The 22,107-nt window shown below is 58.2% G+C and carries 19 protein-coding genes; 5 read left to right on the top strand and 14 right to left on the bottom strand.

All coding sequences use genetic code 11. The annotated features are described in order from the left end of the window. Positions 1-5 precede the first annotated feature (5 nt). Positions 6-845 (bottom strand): class I SAM-dependent methyltransferase, encoded by an 840-nt coding sequence (locus MESS4_RS12510; protein ID WP_006330784.1) that lies wholly within the window; start codon positions 843-845, stop codon positions 6-8. 490 nt (positions 846-1,335) lie between these two features. Here MESS4_RS12510 and MESS4_RS31160 point away from each other — a divergent pair, with 490 nt between their 5' ends. Beyond that, the gene (locus MESS4_RS31160) at positions 1,336-3,282 is read left to right on the top strand and encodes an acyltransferase family protein (RefSeq protein ID WP_006330782.1); all 1,947 of its coding nucleotides are present in this window, start codon (positions 1,336-1,338) and stop codon (positions 3,280-3,282) included. Between the two features lie 216 nt (positions 3,283-3,498). Continuing rightward, positions 3,499-5,325 (top strand): right-handed parallel beta-helix repeat-containing protein, encoded by a 1,827-nt coding sequence (locus MESS4_RS12500; RefSeq protein WP_006330781.1) that lies wholly within the window; start codon positions 3,499-3,501, stop codon positions 5,323-5,325. A 120-nt stretch (positions 5,326-5,445) separates the two neighbouring features. Here MESS4_RS12500 and tnpA read toward each other — a convergent pair whose 3' ends face one another. Further along, positions 5,446-5,874: an IS200/IS605 family transposase gene (gene tnpA / locus MESS4_RS12495; protein ID WP_006330780.1), complete on the bottom strand. Its 429-nt coding sequence runs from the start codon at positions 5,872-5,874 to the stop codon at positions 5,446-5,448. Positions 5,875-6,281: 407 nt separating this feature from the next. After that, positions 6,282-7,664 (bottom strand): hypothetical protein, encoded by a 1,383-nt coding sequence (locus MESS4_RS12490; RefSeq protein WP_006330778.1) that lies wholly within the window; start codon positions 7,662-7,664, stop codon positions 6,282-6,284. A 24-nt stretch (positions 7,665-7,688) separates the two neighbouring features. On the opposite strand from MESS4_RS12490, the gene MESS4_RS12485 reads away from it, so the two are divergent. Both MESS4_RS12485 and MESS4_RS12480 read left to right on the top strand, forming a co-directional pair. Next, a complete protein-coding gene (locus MESS4_RS12485) occupies positions 7,689-8,804 on the top strand; it encodes an acyltransferase (protein WP_081609702.1) in 1,116 nt (371 codons plus the stop codon). Positions 8,805-9,171: 367 nt separating this feature from the next. Then, complete coding sequence (locus MESS4_RS12480) at positions 9,172-9,816, top strand: GDSL-type esterase/lipase family protein (protein ID WP_006330762.1); 645 nt, start codon at positions 9,172-9,174, stop codon at positions 9,814-9,816. A 191-nt stretch (positions 9,817-10,007) separates the two neighbouring features. Here the strand turns inward: MESS4_RS12480 and MESS4_RS12475 are convergent, their stop codons facing one another. The 10 genes from MESS4_RS12475 to MESS4_RS12430 form a co-directional block, all read right to left on the bottom strand. Beyond that, positions 10,008-11,084, bottom strand: coding sequence for a glycosyltransferase (locus MESS4_RS12475; RefSeq protein ID WP_006330761.1), 1,077 nt, complete (start codon positions 11,082-11,084; stop codon positions 10,008-10,010). Positions 11,085-11,097: 13 nt separating this feature from the next. Continuing rightward, entirely contained in the window at positions 11,098-11,838 is a 741-nt protein-coding gene (locus MESS4_RS12470; RefSeq protein ID WP_006330759.1) for a methyltransferase domain-containing protein, read from the bottom strand. An 80-nt stretch (positions 11,839-11,918) separates the two neighbouring features. Beyond that, positions 11,919-12,833: a hypothetical protein gene (locus MESS4_RS12465; RefSeq protein ID WP_006330758.1), complete on the bottom strand. Its 915-nt coding sequence runs from the start codon at positions 12,831-12,833 to the stop codon at positions 11,919-11,921. A 126-nt stretch (positions 12,834-12,959) separates the two neighbouring features. Next, a complete protein-coding gene (locus MESS4_RS12460; RefSeq protein WP_006330756.1) occupies positions 12,960-14,228 on the bottom strand; it encodes an oligosaccharide flippase family protein in 1,269 nt (422 codons plus the stop codon). 82 nt (positions 14,229-14,310) lie between these two features. Beyond that, positions 14,311-14,928 (bottom strand): rRNA adenine N-6-methyltransferase family protein, encoded by a 618-nt coding sequence (locus MESS4_RS12455; RefSeq protein WP_006330754.1) that lies wholly within the window; start codon positions 14,926-14,928, stop codon positions 14,311-14,313. A gap of 126 nt (positions 14,929-15,054) precedes the next feature. Continuing rightward, entirely contained in the window at positions 15,055-15,828 is a 774-nt protein-coding gene (locus tag MESS4_RS12450) for a glycosyltransferase family 2 protein (RefSeq protein ID WP_006330752.1), read from the bottom strand. Positions 15,829-15,849: 21 nt separating this feature from the next. Beyond that, positions 15,850-16,944: a GDP-mannose 4,6-dehydratase gene (gmd, locus tag MESS4_RS12445; protein WP_006330750.1), complete on the bottom strand. Its 1,095-nt coding sequence runs from the start codon at positions 16,942-16,944 to the stop codon at positions 15,850-15,852. 157 nt (positions 16,945-17,101) lie between these two features. Beyond that, positions 17,102-18,304 carry a sugar transferase gene (locus MESS4_RS12440; RefSeq protein WP_244441126.1) on the bottom strand — a complete coding sequence of 401 codons (1,203 nt, stop codon included), beginning with the start codon at positions 18,302-18,304 and terminating at the stop codon, positions 17,102-17,104. 354 nt (positions 18,305-18,658) lie between these two features. Continuing rightward, entirely contained in the window at positions 18,659-19,201 is a 543-nt protein-coding gene (locus tag MESS4_RS32110) for a transcription termination/antitermination NusG family protein (RefSeq protein ID WP_006330746.1), read from the bottom strand. A gap of 469 nt (positions 19,202-19,670) precedes the next feature. Next, the gene (locus tag MESS4_RS12430; RefSeq protein ID WP_006330743.1) at positions 19,671-20,261 is read right to left on the bottom strand and encodes a biotin transporter BioY; all 591 of its coding nucleotides are present in this window, start codon (positions 20,259-20,261) and stop codon (positions 19,671-19,673) included. Positions 20,262-20,376: 115 nt separating this feature from the next. Between MESS4_RS12430 and MESS4_RS12425 the strand changes: the two genes are divergently transcribed. Continuing rightward, a complete protein-coding gene (locus MESS4_RS12425; RefSeq protein ID WP_006330742.1) occupies positions 20,377-21,285 on the top strand; it encodes an MBL fold metallo-hydrolase in 909 nt (302 codons plus the stop codon). A gap of 3 nt (positions 21,286-21,288) precedes the next feature. Here the strand turns inward: MESS4_RS12425 and MESS4_RS12420 are convergent, their stop codons facing one another. Then, positions 21,289-22,068 (bottom strand): DUF1499 domain-containing protein, encoded by a 780-nt coding sequence (locus tag MESS4_RS12420; protein ID WP_006330741.1) that lies wholly within the window; start codon positions 22,066-22,068, stop codon positions 21,289-21,291. Between the last annotated feature and the right edge of the window lie 39 nt (positions 22,069-22,107).

Below are 22,107 nucleotides of genomic sequence, written 5' to 3'. Positions count from 1 at the left end.
GAAAATCAGTCCTTCCCGTGCTTGTGGCAAAGGAAAGAGACCAGGCGCCCGGGCCTGCGGTCAAGCGCCGCGGCGGCGCTGGCGACGATATTGAAAGGCACAGGCGAAAGGACCAGGCGAACAGGTCCGGACAACGGACCGAAGAGATTGGCGAGCCTCTCACGAATCTCAGATTCAGTCATTGGGTCATAGTTCACGACGGACTGGAACGAGCTCAACTCACGATCGATTGTCAGCCCTGCCCCATGGATCGCTGCGCGGTAGGCGGCCAACGTAAAGGCGTTCTCTCCGCCATAGAGGTGATGGAGCGGATGAGCACGCAGAAAAGGTTCGAGTTGCTGTGGCCCGGAGATCACATGGTCGCGCAACGATAGAAGCGTCGCTCCGTCGCGAGAGAGGCGCGCCATTTCGCGGCAAAACGCCGGCAGGTCGTGGGCATGGTGAAGCACCTGCCGTGCGACGACCAAATCGTAACCCGCGGCCGATAGAGGGATCGCTTCACCGAAGGCTTCGACCACATCGATGGGCGTGCCCGTCCTTTCGGCAAGCGTCCGGATTGCCGCGGCGCCGACGAGCGCGCTCGGATCAGGTTCAACGGCGGTTACGGACCAACCCTCGCGCGCCAGGGCGTAAGAGAGGATACCGTTGCCAGCGCCAAGATCGAGAGCGCGGCCCGCCTTGCGCGGGATCATGCCGCGAACCGCGCCGAACTCCGCGCTTTGGTGATAGCGCTGTGCGGCCACGACAGGATCATCAAAATAGGCGGCGCGGGCGAGTTCCTTCATCGAGGGCTCGCTCATGCACCAGCGGACAGCGTCCTCCCAGGTCATGGCCACTTCAGACATGGGAAGAAACCATCTGCCGGATCCCCGGTGCCGGATTTCCGGCAAAAACTGCATAAGGCGGCACGTCCCTGGTCACAACGATCCCGATCTCCCCATCAGATTTGTCAGATTGCCCACGACAGCCGCCAAGGCGAGTTTGATGAGTGCGACCGCGCTTCGGTCATAGTCGTGCGCGCTCCACACGTCTACCGTTCCAGGTAGATAATTTGCAGCCTCGGTGAGAAGGACTGCTCCCACCTCTGTTACTTTCAGCAGCGCGTCGATCACGCTTCAGTCGGGGGGGTGTTCGAGACGTCCAGCTAAGCCATCGTTTCCAGACTCGTCAAGTTCACGAGAATTCGAATGGTTCGAATTTCGCAAGACGCCAACGAGTTCCTCTCTCCCGGCGCCCGTCCGAAGATAGTGATCCTAATCATGGCATCTGAGAGTAGCGCCTCGGCTTTGGTTCTTCTATAGACGGGGTACTGCCCCCGGGGACCTAACATTCACCATGCACACCAGAGTCGGAAGCGCGGATTCGCACCTCATTGGCTATCGGGCGGACGTCGACGGGCTGCGCGCGGTCGCGGTCGTTTCGGTAATAGCATTCCACCTGTCGAGATCATGGCTGCCCGGAGGATATCTGGGCGTTGACATATTTTTTGTGCTCTCGGGATACCTGATCACTCTGATACTATGGCGTGAGGCGCTTAAAGGGCAGTTCTCGATATTGCGGTTCTATGAACGGCGTATCCGCAGGATCATGCCGGCTCTTCTGCTCCTGCTCTTTTTCACGACCATAGCCGCGATCGCCTTGCTGCTGCCCGCCGATTTGATCGGATATGGAAAGAGCATGCTCGCCACGCTCGGCTTCGTGGCAAATATCTATTTTTGGCGAGACACGGACTATTTTTCCAGGGCAGCAGAGGCAAAACCGCTCCTGCATGTCTGGTCGCTGGGTGTCGAGGAACAATTCTATATCGTTTTTCCCCTGCTCATTGCGGCATTTGCCCGCTTTTGGCCCCGCGCGACTTTCCCCGCGATCGTGCTGCTCACTCTGGTGTCCCTGGCGGCCAATTACCTGGCTCTGAGGATCGGCGGTGCATCGCCGGCATTTTTCCTGCTGCCGACCCGGGCGTGGGAACTTGGGGCCGGCGCCATGGTTGCTCTTTTGCCGCTCAGCCTGACGCCGCGAGGGGCCGTCGCGAAGCTTCTCGGAGCAATCGGTGCGGTTGCAGTCCTTGTTGGCATTATCAGCCCCCTTCAGACATACGGTTCCGTCCCGGTCGCGCTGCCCGTGGTTGTCGGGGCGATGTTCTTGATAGCCGCCGGCCAGGTTCAGCTATCGCCAATCAACCGGTTGATAGCGACCCGTCCGCTGGCCTTTGTCGGATTGATCTCCTATTCGCTTTATCTCTGGCATTGGCCCTTCATTGTCTTCTCACAATATTATCTCGTCCGCGACCTCAACGTCGGAGAGATGGCGATTGCTGTCGCCGGCATGACTATCTGTGCCATTGTCTCATGGCGATATGTCGAGCGCCCTTTCCGCAGTCGAGCCATGTCGGTACGAACCGTATGCCTCGCCGCCGCTGCTGGCGCTGGCGCCCTCGCGGTGGTTGCGGCGGTGCTGATCTGGTCTAACGGGCTGCCCGGGCGCATGAGTGGTGAAGCCGCGGCCATTAATGCGGCTGTCGGCACCAACTATCGCTGCCCGGTCCAAAATTACCTGCGCATGGGCCAGTCGCGTGCCTGCGTGCTGAACCTTCCTTCTCGCAACCCTGCCGACGCAAAGGTCGTTTTGTTGGGCAATTCGCATGCGCAAATGTACGCGCCTGTGTGGGAGTCCATATTGGCCGAGCAAGGCTTGACCGGCCTTCTGGTTCCGGCGAACGGCTGCCTGCCGACCGTGTCCGTCAACATCTCGCGTGAATGTATCGATGTGGCCGCCGGCAATCTCAGCGAGCTTGGCAAGCTTTCAAACGCCAAGACCATCATTCTTGGTTTGACCTGGGCGCATGCCGAGGACGGGTTGGTCGATGCAAATGGAAAACCGGTCGACAATCGGGATGACGCTGAACTCGCTCGCGGGCTTGACGATCTGATCGGTCGCCTGCGGGGATTTGGCAAGAAGGTCGTTCTGATCGGCCCGATCGCCTACCCCGGCTGGGATCTTCCTTCCGAACTGAGCCGTGATCTCGCCTTCGGCTGGTCATCGGAAAAACCGACCTATCTGCCGGCAGCGGAGTTCCAGCGGCAGTACGGGGCGATTGTTCAACATTTCGAAACGCGCCGCGATATCGGCTTCGCCCGTCCGGACACGGTGCTGTGCGATGCAAGCAAATGCAATTATGTTCTGGATGGACGGTCCATGTTTGCGGATGCAAGTCACATTGCAGAAGCGGAATTGTTCCGTTTTCGCTCCATCTTCACTGAAGCGCTGGCCACGCAACGCTGAGCTTTTTTGCACCGGTGAGGCCTTCACCTCGCCGCAATCTCGGTTTCTCGATGGCGATGCCCACCCTCCGGGGTAGGTCGGTAGACCGAGCGTCGCCGCCAGCCTGCCGTTCAGCCGGATCGGGATGGGGCGCTCGGCCGTCACCTAGACCGGTGAACGTCCGACCAGTGACGAGGGGCGCCGAATGCGGCGCGATTGAAGAAAGGTGCGCGTCGCATGGTCACGAATGACAACTTCTCACCCACCCGCCGCCGCCTGCTGACGGGAGCCATGGCGCTTGGCGCCGCGGCAAGCTTTGCGGCCAGATCCGCCGCCTTGCCGGCCAGCCAACTCCAGCGCGACGCACCCAGACCCGGCCTGGCGAAGGCGCAAGGCAGCTTTGTTGTCTTCGGCGACGATGGTACGGATGTCGCCGCTTGCGTCCGCGCCCTGGCCCGGATCAAATCCATGGGAGGCGGAACCCTGATGTTCCGCCGCGGGTCGTACAACTGGTCCTCAACGGACCTGAAGGCCTTGGGCCATCCCGGAATTGCGGTTCCGGCCAACTGCACCATCGACGGCAACGGGTCGGTCATCAACATCACCGGTTCGGAGCACACCTTCTATGTTTTCACCGCTGTCGACGTCTCCAGGGTCGCCATCGCCGATATGACCGTCATCGGCAACAGCACGTCGAACGGCTACAACAACGGCGCCTTCATGAAGTTCGCGCTCAGCGTGGCCGCAACGACCGGTATCGACACCTTCACGATGGACACCGTCGAGCTTCAGAACTTCAAGGCGCCGTGGTGGGTCTTCGTCTATAATGAAAGCCCTTCCAGTCTGGAGATCCGGCATGTGCGCATCAACGGCCTGCGGGGTATTTCGCGGCCGGGCAACTCGCTGGACCCAACGTATCGCGGCGCCAACGCCGCCATCATCAACGTCAGCAGCGTGGCATCGGAACCGAAGGATGCCGCCCGGGCGATCGTCCGCGACGTAGTCGTGGCCGGCTTCTACGCCGAAGCGACGCACATCAAGCAAGGCATCATCTTCGACAACAATGTCCACGACAGCGAGATCCGCGACGCGGTGGTCCACAATGCGGGTCTGTTAGGCGGCCACGACGATACCGGCTGCTACGCGCTCCAGATCTATGGCGCCAACAACCGTAACACACGCATCACGGATCCCGTTCTGATCTCACCGCGCGACAACGGCATCTACGCAGTCAATGGCTCCGGCCTAGTCATCCAGAATGCGACGGTGCATGGCCAATCCAGCACCGTCGACGGGACACTGCCAAAATCGGGGATCGCCAGCAACAGCGTCCGGGACGTCGTGATTTCGGGCGGAACGTTCAGCAACAACGTGACCGATCTCTATCTTGGAATCCGCGGCACCGAGGCCAATGTCCGCGTCGAGGGGGTGCAGTGCGACAGGGCGTCCAAGGCTGGCATCTTGCTGCAAGGCGCCAGCGCCGGTGCCGGTGGTGTGACGATCATCGGGGCGCGGGTCGCCGCCGATGCGACGGCGCATGCGCTCCTTTCCCCAAACGACACCATTCACTACGTCAACAACGTGCATATCGCAGATTGTAACTTCGCCACCACATCCCTCACCGCGGTGACTGTGTCCGCCTCACCCACGCCGGCTCGAAACTGGAGTTTCAGCAACGTGACCTGTACGTCGCGGGGGACACCGTTCCAGGCCAATCAATTTGGCGGGCGGATGACCATCCAGGGCATGCGGCTGGTGCTGTTGGGTGGCGGTACGGAGGGGTACAGTGCTTTCCGCTGCTTTGGCGCCGGCGCGATGATCGTCGACGGCTTGACCATCGCCGGCCAAAAGGTAGGCAGCACGATGGACACGCGGGGTTTTGTCGGGTCGTTAACGAACATCCACGCCGAGAATTCCTACACGCAGCCCGTCCCGACCTCGGAGGGGACGGTCCGGCCGACATTCCCAGGCTTCCCGGGCGCCCGCATCCAGAACCTGGCGCCCGGCGCGGGGACGCATCGCGAATGGCAATGGCAGCACGGAGGATGGGTCGAGACTGAATGATCGACCTATGGCCGATGCCCAAAATCTGTCCGACGTGAATGCTCCACCGCCTAAAAGGCGGTGGCTTCAGGTTACGGCTTAAAGCCGGATCGGTCCGCCGTGGGCGGACACGGTGCGCACTCACGTCACGTTGAAGTTGTCGTCTGGCTCTGGGGGCATCTGGTTCTTGATGTATTCGGCCCACATCTCATCGGTCACGTTCCCACTGCTCACCACCCAATAGCCCCTCGCCCAAAGGTGCTGGCCCCAGTAGCGCTTGCGCAACAGCCCGAACTCACTCAGCAGCTTGTGCGAACTGCGCCCCTTCAAATGCTGCACCGCGCGCGATATCGACAGGCTCGGTGGGATCGATACCAGCATATGCACATGGTCGCGGTTGATCGATCCAGCGTGCACAACCATCTCATGCGCCCGCGCCGTCTCCCGCAGCAGTTCCCGGCACCGGTTCCCCACATCGCCGCCAAGCAGCGGGTAACGGTACTTCGTCACCCAGACCAGGTGATACTTGCAGTCCCAAACCGTGTGCCCGCCACGCTTGTACGCTTCCATCCGGCAAATCTACACCGGAAAAGCCGCGATCCCAGCCGCCTAAAGGCGTGGGGTTTCCTGATCCCCTATCGGGGACTCTAAACTAGGTCAAGATACCTACGACCCGCCTCGTCCAGCCGGCGATTGTGAGCCCGCATGCCATTCCGGCACAGTCGGCAACCCAGTCGAATACATCCATATCGTCTTGCCTTGCGCTCTGGCCAACTGAGGCTTCCGAGAGCCGCCAATACGGCGAATGCCGTGGCGTGGTTGAGCTTGTCATGATGGAAGGTGAAGGCCAGGCCCAATTCCTGCAGGAGCCGCACCGGCGAAAGGGCGAGCAGGAGAACACCGGGCAATGTGACCAGAAAAGCGATTCTTGCCAGGACCGGATAAGGGTCTATACGCAACAAGATACGGTCGATCCTTCATCTGGAAGGTCGGGACGGCACGATGTGATCACGATAGGCCACCCCCTGCTTGCGTGGCGCCTGTGGCTGCGGCACGCCATAGGCTATCATCATGACCATAATCAGACCGCCGCCGGTGATCAGGCTGGTGAAGAGCGACGAGTTTCCAAGGGACATGATGAAGGGGATCGAAACGGTCGCCGCGAACGGCAACCGGTCCGGCGTCACGACCTTGTTGGCCATGCTGAGAAGCAGGCCGAGAACCACCCCCATGATCACCACGCCCGCCAAACCGTAGGCTGCTACGCCGTCCGTAGCCCAGAAATTGGCGTTGGCGTTGAACCCGCTTCCTCCGACGAGATGGGCGCCGGCGACATATCCGAGCGGCACCTTGTAGGGATAGTCAATGATCATGTTGATGACGTTTACATGTGACCAGTAGGTCACCGGATTGGCGGAAAACACATCCGCGTACACGCCGGTCATCGCACCTTGAATGCCGAGGGTCCGCATATAGATCAGCGCGACGGCATCCATCGCCGGTCCAACCGGCTGGTAATCTGTAGCTATGAGAATTGCGAGCGCGGAAAATGTCAGCGCTACGAATCCGAACGCAAGGCGGGACGTTGCAATGCGGCCCTTGTTGCTGATCACGAAAAAGTAGAAGCCGAACGTCACGATCAAGATCACCAGCATCATCTTTCCCGCGAACGCCATGAAGACCAGTATCTGCCCCACAAGCCCGAGTGCTATCGCCCAGCGCCGCGTTCGGTCGAACAGTCCAACCGCCAGCAGGTAGGGGTTCATCGCATTGGACAGCCACCCCGTCAGATAGAGCGCGAGTGTGCTTGTCTGCGCGGAGCCAAACTTGGCGCGCTGGTCGTAGATTTCATCCATTCCGGAGAATGACATCATTCCCCTGTAAGTCGCTATATAGAAGGCTATGGCAGCCAGATAGAACGTAAGGAAGACAAAGAAAAAAGTGGTTACCGAAACCTGACGAATGAGAGAGTACGACTTGAAGCGGATCAGTTTCGGGATATAGAGCACCAGGAAAAATGACGCAGCCACTGAAACAATCAGCCGCGATGCGTCAAATGACGTATACCCTTGCCTCGCAACGATGAGAATCGACGGGATAAAAATCGTCAGATACAGCATCCAGCAAAAAAAATCAGAATATCTTTTAATTGAAATCGGAAGAATAAAAGCAAACGCAGCTATAATACAGTAGGCAAGAACGACATCGTTGGCGTTATAAACATAACTAAATCCGAGATAAAAGAAACTGACAGATGCCCAATCGATATAGACGTCTACAAACATGATGACGTAGACAGTCACCCAGAGCAGGACGAACATCCGCGCGTAGCTAATATTCCCCGGCCTCAGGTATTCCAATTGCCCCGTCCTTGTCGAGCTGATATGCGGCGTAGGTCCGTATCATCCAAGCCTTACCGCCGCCAAAAAGGTGCGTCCATAGCTAATTCACCCTCCCGCCCCGCATTCCTGGCGCTCGACCTCCTGCGCGGAGCATCGGCGCTGATCGTCATGATGGCGCATCTGCGAGGCTATTCGCTGCCCGCCTACGGCGCGCTGCCGGCCTCCGACAAGGGGCTGATCACTGCTTTGTTTTACGCCGTCACTCGTCCCGGACATCCGGCGGTGATGGTGTTTTTCGTCCTCAGCGGATTTCTCGTGGGCGGGCAAGTCATCCGCCACGTGCGGGACGGACGCTTCGATCTCCAGCGCTATGCCGTCGATCGGGCTACTAGGATATTCCTTCCGCTGATCCCCGCCCTATTGCTAACGGCCCTTGTCGCAATCAGCGTTGGCTCCGTCTTTCCGATCCAGAACGTTGTAGCGCATATCGCCGGCCTCAACGGCGTCGTCGTCCCCACTGTGCGGGCGAACGCACCGCTCTGGAGCCTTGCTTACGAGATCTGGTTCTACGTCGTCATGGGCTGCGCCGGATACGCGTTTTCGCGACGCTCGCTGCCGGCCTGGTCGTTCGTCGGGCTCGGTGCCACCGCTTTGGTCTTCAGCGTCCTCGAAGCTCAATACCTGCTGTTCTGGCTCCTCGGGGCGCTGGTGGCCGCCTATCCACCGCGCTCATTGTGGGTCGCATATGCAGGGCTCGTAGCCTTCATCGGCGGGATTTTTCTTTCCCAGATGGTCTCGGATGGTGGGCCATGGGCCGGATACGCGATAGGCCCGTCTGACGCAATCCTGTGCGTCGGGCTCGCCTCGCTCCTTCCGGCCCTCTGTCATGAACGGGTGAACCGCATACTGGAACCCGCCGCTTGGGCGATCCGAAGCTTGAGCGCGATGTCCTACTCGCTCTATATCTTTCACTACCCGGTGCTCGTCTACCTGACTGTCAACTTTATGCCTGCGGCACCAAGGTTGGGCGGTGGAGGCATCACTTTGCTGGTCGTCAAAGGTGCGATCTGCTTTGCGGTTTGTTTGGTTTTCTATTTGCTCTTCGAGCGAAGGACAGTGGCTTTCCGCAACCGGATCAACGGCACAGTTTCGGCCTAACCGTCAGAGCCTACATCGGCGCGTATCCAGATGTATTGGGCGGCGACATCTGCCCTGGGGGCGAGGGCGATTATCCGGTCTTATGTAGCAAAAACACCAAACCACAGCGCTGGGTGGTACCGTGCATTCAAATTTTATCGAAAGTCCCGCTATTCGGTATTGTACTTCAACGGGAAGTCGTGGAACCCATAGTGACTAGGGTCGGTTTTCTTGACCTGCTCAAGGACGATCGGTGGAGGTATGGGGCTTTTCGGGCGGGCGACGTAAGTAGACAGCCACGTTTCCTCAGTCCAAGGCGTTCCGCCATCATGGTGGCATTGAAGAGACCCTTCCGCCGACGATAGGCATAGGAGCTGGGCAATTCAGTATGAACAGGATGATGATACTGCTCTCTGGCGCGGTACTGTCGGTTCTGTTTGGCGCAAGCATCTGCGCTAGCTCCCAATATCCTCAGTGGCGAGCCAAGGTGGACGAATTCCGTCAATTCAAAGGCCACGCCGAAATCGTCATGTTTGGCGATTCCCTCACTGCGAATGGCAATTGGCAGGAGATGTTTCCCAAACTGACAGCAATCAATCGTGGCATATCCGGAGAGCGCGTCGACAGCGCGCTTCTCAGGCTAGGTGAGATCACCGCAGCACGACCTAGGCTCGTTTTCATCATGCTCGGTGTAAATGATATTCGCAGGTCGGTGAGCCCTGACCGCGTGGCTGCCTCTTACGGCAGGATCATTGATCGCTTGGCGGTTGTGGACGCCATCGTCGTCCAGTCGACGTTGTTTACAAGCGACGTGGCCTTCAACGCCGCAATAAAGCGGTTGAACGGCTCCCTGGCAGCGCGGTGCTCGCAAGCTGCAAACTGCCGCTTTCTCGATCTCAACGCTGCGCTATCTCGAAATGACCTCATCCGACCGGAGTTTACGACCGACGGCATCCACCTCAATGGCGACGGCTACCGGGCATGGGAGCACCAGATCCGCCCGATGATGGCTGCGATTCCAACGGAGCAATAATATTCTAACTGATGGACCAGCACCGCCGCAATCTGGATTGTTGCTTGCCGTCCCGAGGTTTCCCTTAGCGGCAGTTATCCGCTGCAATGGGAATAGGAGCAACAATGACCAGCCACACCTAGTGGCATCGTATTGGCTGCGCCTCAGTACAGTCGGGCCGACAAGGCGGTTTTCAGCGGTCTAATCGTCCCCTACACCAGTTCAAGAAACCGCTCAAATTGACGTTTTTTGCTGTACTCTTCGCGAATTGCGCGATGCCCGGCCCAACCGATCACGTCCCAACTTCCATCATTCAATTGCCGTTCGATTCTTTCCGCTGCGCCCTGCGGCTGCTCATAGACGGCCATGGTTTGCCCGTCGCGCATCGGTGAAGGGTAGATGCCCGAGTCTGAAACCAGCAGGGCTCCGGCGCCCATGGTTTCGAAACAGCGCATATTGCCGCGGTCCGGGCCCGCCATATCGATCGAAGCATTGACCACGACCTTGGCTCTTCCAAGCTGCGCGTACATGGCGCGACCGAACACGGGAGGCGCGCTGACGTTACGGATCGCAGGTGGGCGGCGCACCGTCTTCAGCGGACCGAACCAGCCAAGCGGTGTCTCGGCGAGTGGCGTGTAACGTGACACATCCAGATGGAAAACAACCCGGCGGCGGCCGGCAAGACGTGCGACCGCCTCCAATATCTCTCGCCGACGCTGGTGATGGCGACTGTAGCCGCCGAAGAAAAGCACATCGATGTCCCTGTTCCGATTTGCGGCCACATTATCGAGTTCCGGATCGTGAGCGGGAAAGAAGTGAGCCGTCTTGGCGCCCTGCTCTTCCCAAAGCTTTCGCATGGACGGAAAATTGCAAAGCACGAGATCATAGCCGGAAAAGTCAATCTTGCCTGGTGCGGCGCGCCAGGCAATCTTTCGTTTCACGTGCCCAGGCAAGCGGCGCACAAAAGTGGCGTCATAACGAAATGGGTCGAGATTGTAAAAGATGTCCGTCTTGTGGTGCTCGATCTGGGCAAGAAGGATGTCGGCCAGCGGCGTATCTTGGCCAAGCCCGTTTTCGCGTGCCCACGCCCGCTGCAGCGCTTCGTCGTCGCCATTGGTAAAGAACGCTTCCGGATGACGGCCGAGTATCGGCAAGAGAATATGTGCCGCGCCGTAACGATCGTCCAAGAATACGTTCTTCTGCTGTTCGAAACCGCTGACCCCCTCGACGAGACCGGCAAGTCGAGGTCGATAGCTTGGGGCAATGCCAGAATTCTGAAAAAGTCGCATGGTTCCATTCTTGCTATTGCGTGGGTTTTGTAGCGCTGATGACGAAGCCGGAACAAAAGAAGCGCCAGTTCAGGACTGCGCAAAAGTTCTCGAACAGAGCGACGGAAAGATAGGCCGGCAGGAAGAAAGCAAAATAGTCGCTGGCACGGTAAAACGACTTGGCGTCTACCTGCTCGAATCCCTGACTGCGAAACAGCCTTGTCATATCCGAAGGGGAGCAATGGTCGAAAAAGGCCGGATAGCCGGTAACGCCGACCGCCGCAGGCCTGAGGTACGGGATCAGCCATCTTTGCAGGACAGGCCCGACGATCCGCAATGCCATCGAATAAGGATGCCACTTTGACGGGATATAGTGGTGCATCACGCCGCCTGGCCGCAGCGCCAGGAACATGGAGCGCGCCGCTGCCTTGTTATCAGGCACGTGCTCCATCAATGTGATCGAAATGAGCATGTCCGCCTCGACATCAACGGGCCGCTCGATCGACTGGACGACAAATTGATCGTAGATGCGATAGCAGTCAGGCTTCTCCTCGATGTCGAGACCGATATAGGTGAAATCCGCACTGCGCTCCAGAAGCGGCCGATCAATGCCGCCGACCTCGAGGATCGCTGACGGCTTCAGGCGCGCAACGTCCTCAGCGATACGACGCTCGAGCTCCGCCTTATACGACGGCGCGCCGAAAACTCGGGGAAATCGGCGCTCGAACCATGCTGCGGCGTTCCTGTTCCAGCCGATAAACCTCTTGAGAATCACGACACTCCTCTTCCTGCCAGCCGGGCGAAACCCGGACGTCGAAATAGATCAACATCTCGCCATGGACTGCACTAGCCGCCCTAGGTCAGCTCGCTTTGTTTTTCTTTCTTTGTGAACTGTTTCGTGACGTGCTGCACGAACACGCCGGAAAGAGGCGCCCCACCACGGAAGCTCGTTTCGCGGGTCGGATCGTCATTGACCGCAACGATCGCCTGGTTCGGATAGGTGATCCTTGGCACCTGTCCAAAAAAGGCTGCCCACAGGTTGAAGTTCGAGCCGGCTCCGATGATCGCACTTGCCTGAGCCATTTCCAGCATGTGCATGACCGATTCCGCGTCATTGGCCCGGCCTACGTCCGGAAGACCAAGCAGCGGAGTAAGTTCCGTGTCATCTCCGTCGGAAAAGACACGAGCCGGCATGTTCGTGCCCAATGCCTCACGAAGGGCGACGAGGCTATCGCAATACCATTCGATCGGAAGCCTCTGATTGTGCGTCCCGCCCTCAGCCCGGTTCACGTCGAAGCGGGAGAAGTCGCCAAGGCGCACATGGACAGCGAGGAACGGCGCGGCTGGTGCTTCCGGCAGATATTTTTTGCGGGTGATCCTGCGAAACGCGCCATGCAGTACCAGGCCGTGGCCGCGGACCTCATGGAAATGCTTCTCGAAGTTTGATCCCACTACATTCTTGAAGACAACCACCGTGTTCCTGCCATCATATGGCGCGGATTCAGCCGCCTCTGCCGGAACCTTTCGTGCAGTTGCGAGGAGTGCGGTGCGCCACGGTTCGCCGACATAGCCCTTATTGTTAAAGAGCCTGAAATACTCGCGCTTGTCCCGTTCGCGGCGCAAGTAGGGACCGATACGGGGGCGGAACCAACGCGGCCCGAGCATCTGCGCATCGTTATTTCGGCACCATATCTCGCAGCGCGCCCAGGCAAGCATGCTGTGACCAAGGCCGAAGCGGCCGATATCGGGATAGCCATAGAGATGTGCCATGAGCGCTTGCCTTGTCAAAAACGCCAGAACTCAGCCGATGTTCGGCAAATGGATCGCATCAGTTCAGTCGGCCAAACTGGCCATGATGCTGATTGCAAATAATGCCGATGAACATGAGGCCCATCTTCATAACGTTTTTCCGCTCCCTGCTGCCTGCAAGCTGACCAGTCTCGTTGCACGATCAGCCAGCAGAAGATGAATAGCATAGGTGACAGCAGTCGCCAGTGCGTACCAGACCATGACAGTGTTGGGATTGTCGACACCCACCCAGCCGAGGCCACCGAAGACGCACAAGGTGAAAAGGAACCGTCCCACTTCCCAGCTGAACTGAAGCGACTGGCGGTCGATGACGACAAGGGTCATGGTCAACGCCGTGGCGACAAAGCGTACATACGCGATCGGAAATCCAATCACGCTGAGTTTGCCGGCCATAGCCCAATCGGCGCCAAAGACGAGCGGAACGAGGCTTGGCGAAAGCAACATCCCGAGCACCGTCGGCACCAGACCGATGGCAAGAAGCTGAAAGAGCGAACGTCGAAACGCCCTGTTCAAGCCTTCCTTGTCTGTACGATAGAGTGTCGACAATTCGCCGGTGAAGACCTGCGAAACAGCCGCCCCGATGACACCAACCGGCATCAGGATAAACCGCTCGAGGAGGGAATACTGCCCTGCGACTTCGAGGTTGAACAGTGCCAGAAAGGCGAATGGCGCGACCGCGGCGCTAAGAGACGACAGAAGGGTTCCCGGGAAAGTGAGGAGGCCATATTTCTGGAAACGAATTGCCGTAAACTTCATCTCCGAAAAAGAGAGCGGAGAGATCAAGGTGCGCCAGAGCTTGCCACTCTCGAAGAGGACACTGATGGCCCCGAAGGCCCGGCCGAATACATCGGCCAGAACGAGACCGACGCCGATGACTGGAAGAAAGGCAAACCCAAGCGCGCCAAAGGAGAACCCTACCGATTGCAAGATCTTGGACCGTGCGCTCAGGCCATAATTGCGGTCGCGGATCGGCAAGAAGGTGAGCATCTGGTAGATTCCCGCGACGGCCATCGCAACGGGTAAAAAGAAGACAATGCCACGCAGGGATGACAGGACACCCGGTATCAACAGATCGACAGCGCCGGCGACAAGAAGAGCGACCATGCTGGTCCAGATACAGAGCCGAAATGTCAATTTTAGCAGATTTTCAAAAACCCTTCCCGGTCGCGCGCTTAGAAGTGCGACCTCGTAGCGAAATGCCACGAACATGACCGCCACGTTCAGTATCGAAACATAGATCTGATACCGGCCGAACGCTTCAGCATCATAGAGCCGTGTCAGGATGGGAAGAACGGCAACTGCAATGATCTGCGCAATTACCGACCCCGACAGGACGGTCAGGATGCTTCGGAACATGCCAAATCGCCAGATATGAAATTAAGGTCAATTTTGGCATGCAACCTGCTTGAAACAGGAGCGTGGCGCACGCGGTGTTTGTTCACTTTGCCGTTCTTTTGCGAACCGCGATGAACTGATCGTTGAGAACGCCATGAACCCACTCTGGCGCAGGCAAAACGTCCTCCAATTTCTCCATCACTTCGGCCTTCCGCGGCCATCCCGGCTCGACGCCAAACAGGCGAAAGTCGTCCACGATGACAGCGCAGAAACGGCCCAGGTTTGCCTGGATAAGATCAAGTTCCTTCAGCACAGGTTCGGGCTCGTCACCTTGACCGGTGATACCGCCGCTGAAATGACCGTCCAGAAAGATGAGGGCCTTGTCAACCCGCGTCGCTATTTCCGGCAGCAGCTTGGAGCCGTCGCCGAGCAGCAACTCTACATTCTTGCGTCCCGCACAGCGCTGGCTGGCTTGACGGTACAGTGCTTCGTCAATTTCGACCGAGATCACCTTCTCAAACAGGCGAGACATTCGCTTTGTGGTGACGCCTTTGTAGGAGCCAATCTCCACCGCGGTCGTAGCGCCGGTCATGTCCCTGCACGTTTTCATATTGTGCAGCTTCGTCAGCGAATGCGGGACAAACTGTCGATTGCGCAGTTTGGCGACGAGGTCGAGGACATAACCTCCGATCGGCTCCAAAATGCTCTTTGGGTCATTCATCGTCAGGGCTCTGCAGCTTGGAATTGTTGTTGATTCTTTATAGTGCTCGGTCGTCCAAAGGTCGCAACGCTCGATCCATATACATCTCGGGGACTATCCGCTAGGCATCGCCCGAATCGCTTGCATTCAAGCGAGAGGACCGTTGCTTCGGGGCATTTTCGATAGAAATTGCCCCAGTTTGCGCATTGGCTTTGCAACAAGCGCATAGTCGATCGGACCGGAACTCAGCCATTGGCGTCGCGACTGCAACGCCTCAAGATTGTGCCCGATGTAAGAGCCTAGGCTCCGCGTGCTGGCCCCGCCAACCATCATATCCACCAGTATGTGGTTGGTGGTGACAGATTGGAATCCATGAAGCTCGACCGCTCTTAGCATCCAATCGTAATCTGACGCCACCTTGAGCTTGAGGTCGAACGCACCGACCGCGTCCGCCACTTCTCGCCTGACGTAAAATGTCGGATGGGCCGGCATCCAACCAGTCCGGAAACCTTTGGCGGGCCTAGGAGCAGCACGCCAACGCCGTACAACCCGCTTGTTGAGATGGTTTTCAACAAAATCCAGATCGCCATGCACGATATCGGCCTGTTCGAGTTCTGCCGAGACCCGCCCCAGCACCGTCTGGTCGTGAAAGCAATCATCCGAGTTCAGCACGCCCACCGCGTCTCCGGTATAGAGGCGCAGCCCCTTGTTAAGTGCGTCATACATCCCGCTGTCGGGTTCGCTGACCAACCGGATCTGGTCCTGCGGGAAAGACCGGACTATTGCCAGCGTTTCGTCCGACGAATTGCCATCGACGACCACCAGTTCCTTGTCACCATGATCCTGGACCAGGAAGCTATCGATCGTATGCCTGATTGTCGCCGCCGAGTTCCAGCAGACCGTTAAAACCGAGATTTTCATATCAACTCGGTCCAACGTTCCTTACTGTGCCGCGACGCGGATGCGATCCTCGTCGAGGCGGCGGTGTTCGGATTCCCGTTTTACCGTTTCGAGGTCGGACTGGACCATCTCCTGGACCATTGTAGCCAGCGACGTTGTCGCCTTCCACCCGAGGATGCGCTCCGCTTTTGAGGGGTCGCCGATCAGAAGTTCTACTTCGGTAGGCCTGAAGTACCGCGGATCCACTTCGACCAGAACGTCGCCGGATTTCGCATCGATGCCTTTTTCGTCGATGCCCGAACCCACCCACTGGATCTCGATCCCGACCTCGCCAAACGCAAGCTCCACAAATCGGCGGACCGAGTTTTTCACCCCGGTGGCAAGAACATAGTCGTCCGGCACATCTCGCTGAAGAATCCGCCACATGCCTTCCACATAGTCGCGAGCATGCCCCCAGTCTCGCTCGGCAGACAGATTGCCCAGATAGAGCTTGTCCTGGAGGCCCAAGCTTATCGCGGCGGCAGCGCGCGTGATCTTGCGCGTTACAAACGTTTCGCCCCGCATCGGGCTTTCGTGATTGAACAGAATTCCGTTGGAGGCGTGGATATCGTAAGCCTCGCGATAGTTTACCGTGATCCAGTAAGCGTAGATCTTTGCCGCGGCATAAGGCGATCGCGGATAGAAGGGCGTCGTTTCCTTCTGTGGAATCTCCTGCACCTTCCCATAGAGCTCCGAGGTTGACGCCTGGTAGAAGCGGGTCTTTTTCGTCAAGCCAAGCAGCCGGATGGCTTCCAGAAGGCGTAGCGTGCCGATCGCATCGGCATTCGCCGTATATTCGGCGGTCTCGAAGCTCACCTGAACATGTGACTGCGCCGCGAGATTGTAGACCTCGTCGGGCTGCACCTCCTGGACTATGCGGATGAGGTTCGTCGCGTCGGTCATGTCACCGTAGTGGAGCGACAGCCTGACATTCTTTTCGTGCGGATCCTGATAGAGATTGTCGATGCGACCGGTGTTGAACGACGATGACCGCCGCTTGATGCCATGGACATCATAGCCCTTCGCCAGGAGGAGTTCCGCCAGATAGGCGCCATCTTGGCCAGTGATGCCGGTAATGAGCGCGATCTTCTTAGTCATTGTACTTCTCCGGAGTCGACAACGATATTCTCAACGCTGATCAGTGTAACTTTAGACATCATAAATACCCATCTCAAAAACGTGCTGCTCATCCTCATGCGGCGACCGCTCGTGAAACTCGGCTCTCACAATCAACCACCAGTCCTTGCCGCTTCATTCAACGCGCACCAAACCCCGTCAGCATGGTTCGGATCGTACGAAACACAATCAGCACGTCGAGCCAAGGGGAGAAATTCTTGATGTAGTAGAAGTCGTAGTGAAGTTTTTCCAAAACGTCGTCCACGGCCGCCACGTGGCCCTGATTGACTTGCGCCCATCCGGTAATGCCAGGCCGTACAATGTGCCGATATCGATAGAAGGGCAGTTCGGCCTCATACCATTGCGAGAGCACGAGTGCTTCCGGACGCGGTCCAATCCAGCTCATCTCGCCGCGCAAGATGTTGAAGGCCTGCGGCAACTCGTCGATCCTGGATTTTCTCAGGAACTGGCCAAGGCGCGTGATACGTGCATCGCCGGCCTTTGTAATGGCCTCTTCCTTCTCATCGCCGGCAGCAGCGCTGAATTTCATCGTCCGAAACTTATAAACTTTGTAGACACTTCCCCGGTAACCCATTCTGTTCTGTCTAAATAAAACCGGGCCGCTAGAATCGACTTTGATCGCAAGTGCGACCAATCCAAACAATGGTAAAAAAATAGTCAAAATGACCAATGCTCCAACCCAATCAATAAGCTGCTTTATTTTTAGGTAGGCCTGATTTGGATTTAGCGAGCCAAGGGTATTTTCAGAAAGGTGCTCGATCTCCACCCGGCCTGTCAACGACTCGCTGATTTGCTTGACGTGGTAGACCGGCGTTCCAGAAAGAGCGCGATCGGCGATATAGCGCTCCCAGTCGTCGGATAAATCGGCACGAAGGTCGGCTACGACGCCACTTACGCGGTCAACAACAGTGTCGGGAGAGAGAAGCCAATGCCAATTCACGCCGCCAATCTCTCCAAGACGACTGACGGCCCCGCCCGGGATCACGGCGAGACTGTAAGGATCCAAGCGCCGACTCAAGATGTTCAAGCCGAAATACCATAGAATAGACAAAGTCAAACTGCTGGCTGCCTGGAAAGAACTGTAATCAATTCGAAACAAGAAAATTGCTAAATACACGAATCCGTAGCACAATGAAAATGTTGGGAAAATATAACCGGCAGCCGCAACACCTGGAAAATTGCCAATTCGGCGGAAAGAAAAAAAACCGGCAGTGTGCGCTACAATACCAGCGAAAACCGTAATCTGTAGATTGGAATAGTACAGTATTTTAGGATCAACCACCGTGCGAATCAGCGCTGGCCCCAGAATAGCGAAAGCCAATCCGCCAAGAAGTTGAAACCTAACACGATGCAGTAGGTGTCGTTGGTTTAGCGGTTTTACAATAGGAGCATTCAACTCTAGGCGCTCTCTCTGAAGATTGCCGAAAACAGGCCAGTAGCGTCGGGCGTTCAACGCAAGATGTAGAAATTGTCTGGTTCTGTATTCATTCGCGATTCATTCACGCGCAGGCAACGTTGCGAAACACAATGAACAGTGCATTTTGCAGCAAAATCACTTTTCGTTCCACCGGCATTCCTCATCCACAACAATGGCTACCGCACTCCCGGGTGAAAACCCGAGAGCCGCGACTTTGCCACAGCCTACACCGCATGACCGAGCGCCAACGCTCCTCAGTTATGCGATTGCGACGAGATCCCTGGCGTCCAAGTCAACGGGGACTTCGCCATTCATGATGGCAACAAGAACCCGAGCCCTTCCGGCTGGATCGAGCCGGTCAAGGCGCCCGATCATCTCCGCGAAAGGCCCAGAAACAATCTTGACCGAAGCGCCCGCGGCGAGGCCGCCGCGAAAATCCAGCAGACCGTCCTTGCCGGTCAACGCAATGAACCGCTCCACCAGTCCCGACGGGACCGGCAACGGCCGATCGCGCTGCATGACCAGCGAGCGCACGCCCAATGTGCCGTTGACCGAGCGCCAACGCTGCAGCGTGACATCGAGCGCGACGAACATGTAGCCCGGGAAATAGGCCGCTGATCGCGTTTCGAGGCGTCGGGCATGACGTGTGGTCTTCTCGTAGCGAGGCACAAACGAGTGAAATCCCTGCCTCTGGAGATGCCATTCGGCAATGCTCTCCTTTCCAGGAAAAACACTGGCCGCATACCAGCGTGTTGCCGGACTGACAGCGGGTCGTTGCGACGATGTATTCGCCTTGTCCATTGTTTTTTCCGAACTAATCACGCGTCTCGCTTTCGGCGGGTTTCAGCATGTTCAGCGTGAAGGGTTACGACAGCGTGAGGATACCAGCAAGCAACTATGTCGCGAGAATCAAAGTGTTTCGTCGAAAAAATTCCCGCGAATTGCGCATAGACTTTAGCCGTGCCTATAAAATCATCGGGCCGCTTTCTTTTTTTGCTGTCTGAGGAACAGTGTTGGGCAATTGCGCCGATGATGTGTAGCTGCCTGATTGCGTTTGGCCACGAGGAATCGCTGGTTGCCCTGCTCCTTAAGTCGCCGACTTGAAGATAGTGTGACGATCTCGCCGGCTTGTCGTTGCACAGCGGATGCCCTTCAAGATCGGGGAACCGCCATCGGTCGTTCCGTCGCCAACCCGTCATCGGAGAAGAAGCCCCGGTACCCTGGTCCGGTGCTTCGATCAGTTCAGTGTCTTATCTGGTTGACCCAGAGATCAGGAACGCTTCAGCAGCGACCACGCGGCCGGCACCAGGCTCGCCGCCAAGGCAACCTTGATCAGGTCGCCAATGATGAAGGGCAGGACGCCGAACTGCCATGACTTTTCCGCACCGATCAGCAGCGCCAGCCAGGCAAAGCCCATTGCCATCATGACGATCTCGGCAACCAGCATCGCGTTGAAGAGCTTGATCGGATGGCGATCCCAGCCACGATCGGCAGCCCAGCCGACGATGGCCGCCATGACTACGAAGCCGGCAAGATAACCGCCGGTGGAACCCAGCATGTAGGCGATGCCGATGCCCTTTTCCGGCGTGCTCTGGAAGACCGGGAAGCCCATGGCGCCCTCGGCCATATAGAGAAGCAAGGTGGCGACGCCTAGGCGCATGCCGAACGCCGCGGCGATCAGAAAGACGGCTAAGGTTTGCATCGAGATGTCGACAGGCCCGAGCAGAACTTTCGTCTTGGCCGCGAGCGTCAGCACCAGCGTTCCGGCGATCGCCAGCAAAAGCTGCGTCGCAAGGCGGGTCGCGCCCTTTTCAGGCAGAGCGAGAGAAACAAGCGGACGCATCGTCGTTGCAATTGCCATGGTCTTCCCCATTTCGGATTACCGCCGAACGCGGCCATGCGTTTTCCTATATTGGCTTCCGTGTTATGCGGCAATCGGTTTTGCCGTCCCCCCAATAAAGGTCACGATATTCGCCATGGCGCTGGAATTCGATACACGCTTCGACCCGTCCTACGGCGAAGGCGTGACCGTTGCGCCCGACGTGCTCCGCATTACCGCCCCCAACCCCAGCCCGTTCACCTTTCACGGAACCAACAGTTACGTCATCGGACGCGAGACGCTGGCGATCATCGATCCGGGGCCGGATGACGACGCGCATCTCAAGACACTGCTCGAGGTGATCGCGAACAGGCCGGTCAGCCACATTTTCGTCAGCCACACGCATCGCGACCATTCTCCGCTGGCGGCCCGGCTTAAGCAGCACACCGGCGCGATCGTGCTGGCCGAAGGCGCGCATCGCCCTGCTAGACCCTTGCGCATAGGCGAGGTCAATCCGCTCGATGCCAGCGCCGACATCGCCTTCGCTCCCGACATCGCACTGCCCGACGATGCGGTGATCGACGGCGACGGCTGGGCGATCAGAACCGTACTGACGCCGGGCCATACGGCCAATCACGCGGCCTTTGCGCTGGAAGGAACCGGCGTCCTGTTCTCGGCCGATCACGTCATGGCGTGGTCGACCTCGATCGTCGCGCCACCGGACGGCGCCATGGCCGACTACATGATGTCGCTCGATCGGCTGATCGCGCGCGACGATCGCCTGCTGCTGCCCGGCCATGGCGGGCCGGTGACCGCGCCGCGCAACTTCATGCGCGGATTGAAGACCCACCGCAAGATGCGTGAACGCGCGATCCTGGAGCGGATCAAGGGCGGCGACCGCACGATCAAGGACATGGTCAAGGCGATCTATCGCGACACCGATCCGCGCCTGCATGGCGCTGCCGGTCTGTCCGTGCTTGCCCATCTGGAGGATCTGGTGGCGCGTGGCCTGGTGAGCACTGACGGCGACCCAGCGATCGACGGCATTTTCACGCGGGTGGCATAGACATTATTCGGCCGGGGCCGTGCCCACCTGGCCGGCGACTTCCTGATCGAGCTCGGCGAGGAAGTCCTCGATGCGGGATGCATTATCGCCAAGGTCATAGCGGCCGTAGCGGGAGGCCGAGCGCATGTCGACGATGATCGCATCGCCATCGTCGACGACACGGATGGCGACATCGGCGGGCAGGCTGAGGACAAAGCTCTTGGCCAGGGCATTGACCGTCACCTCGTTTTGCCCGCTCGCGTCGGGAAACGGCGTCGCAAGCTGCCAGCCCCGCCGATCGAGCACGGTTTCAACTGCTTCGAGGACGCGATCGAAAGGCAGATCGTAGCTGCGCCCGGTGACGAGCGGATAGGTCTCGGTCTGCAGGCGCTGCTCACCAGGGGTCGGCGGCGAAAGCGCGTTCATGTCGCCGGTCCGGGTGGCGGCGAGCGCCGGCGGATCGTCAAAATCGGTCGAGATGTCGCTTAACGGCGGATAGGTCGTCGCCCGGTAGGCGACGACACCGTAGGGAGCGAGCACCAGAAGCGCCAGCAAGGCGCCGACGGCAAGGTCACGGCCGCCGCGATCGCCGAAATTCCACAGTCTTGAAAAGGCAAATCCGGCGAACAGCAGCGCGAAGGCGGCAAGCAGCGCGACAATGGCGAGTACCCAAAGGAAAGCCGGCGTTTCAACGAGGTCGTATCGATGGCCGATGAGAACACTCAGCAGCAGGACCGCCGAAAAACCGCCTGTCCGCCGCGACCAGCCGGCAGCCCTCGACGTCTGTCGCTCGGCAATTTCCATCGTTTTCCGCACTGCCCCTACCCGAACGGTCGCTTAAAG

It is taken from the genome of Mesorhizobium sp. STM 4661 (assembly GCF_000359125.1).
Classification (GTDB): domain Bacteria; phylum Pseudomonadota; class Alphaproteobacteria; order Rhizobiales; family Rhizobiaceae; genus Mesorhizobium.
The sequence above is the reverse complement of the archived record's forward strand: the minus strand, read 5'-3'. Positions and strand labels throughout refer to the sequence as shown.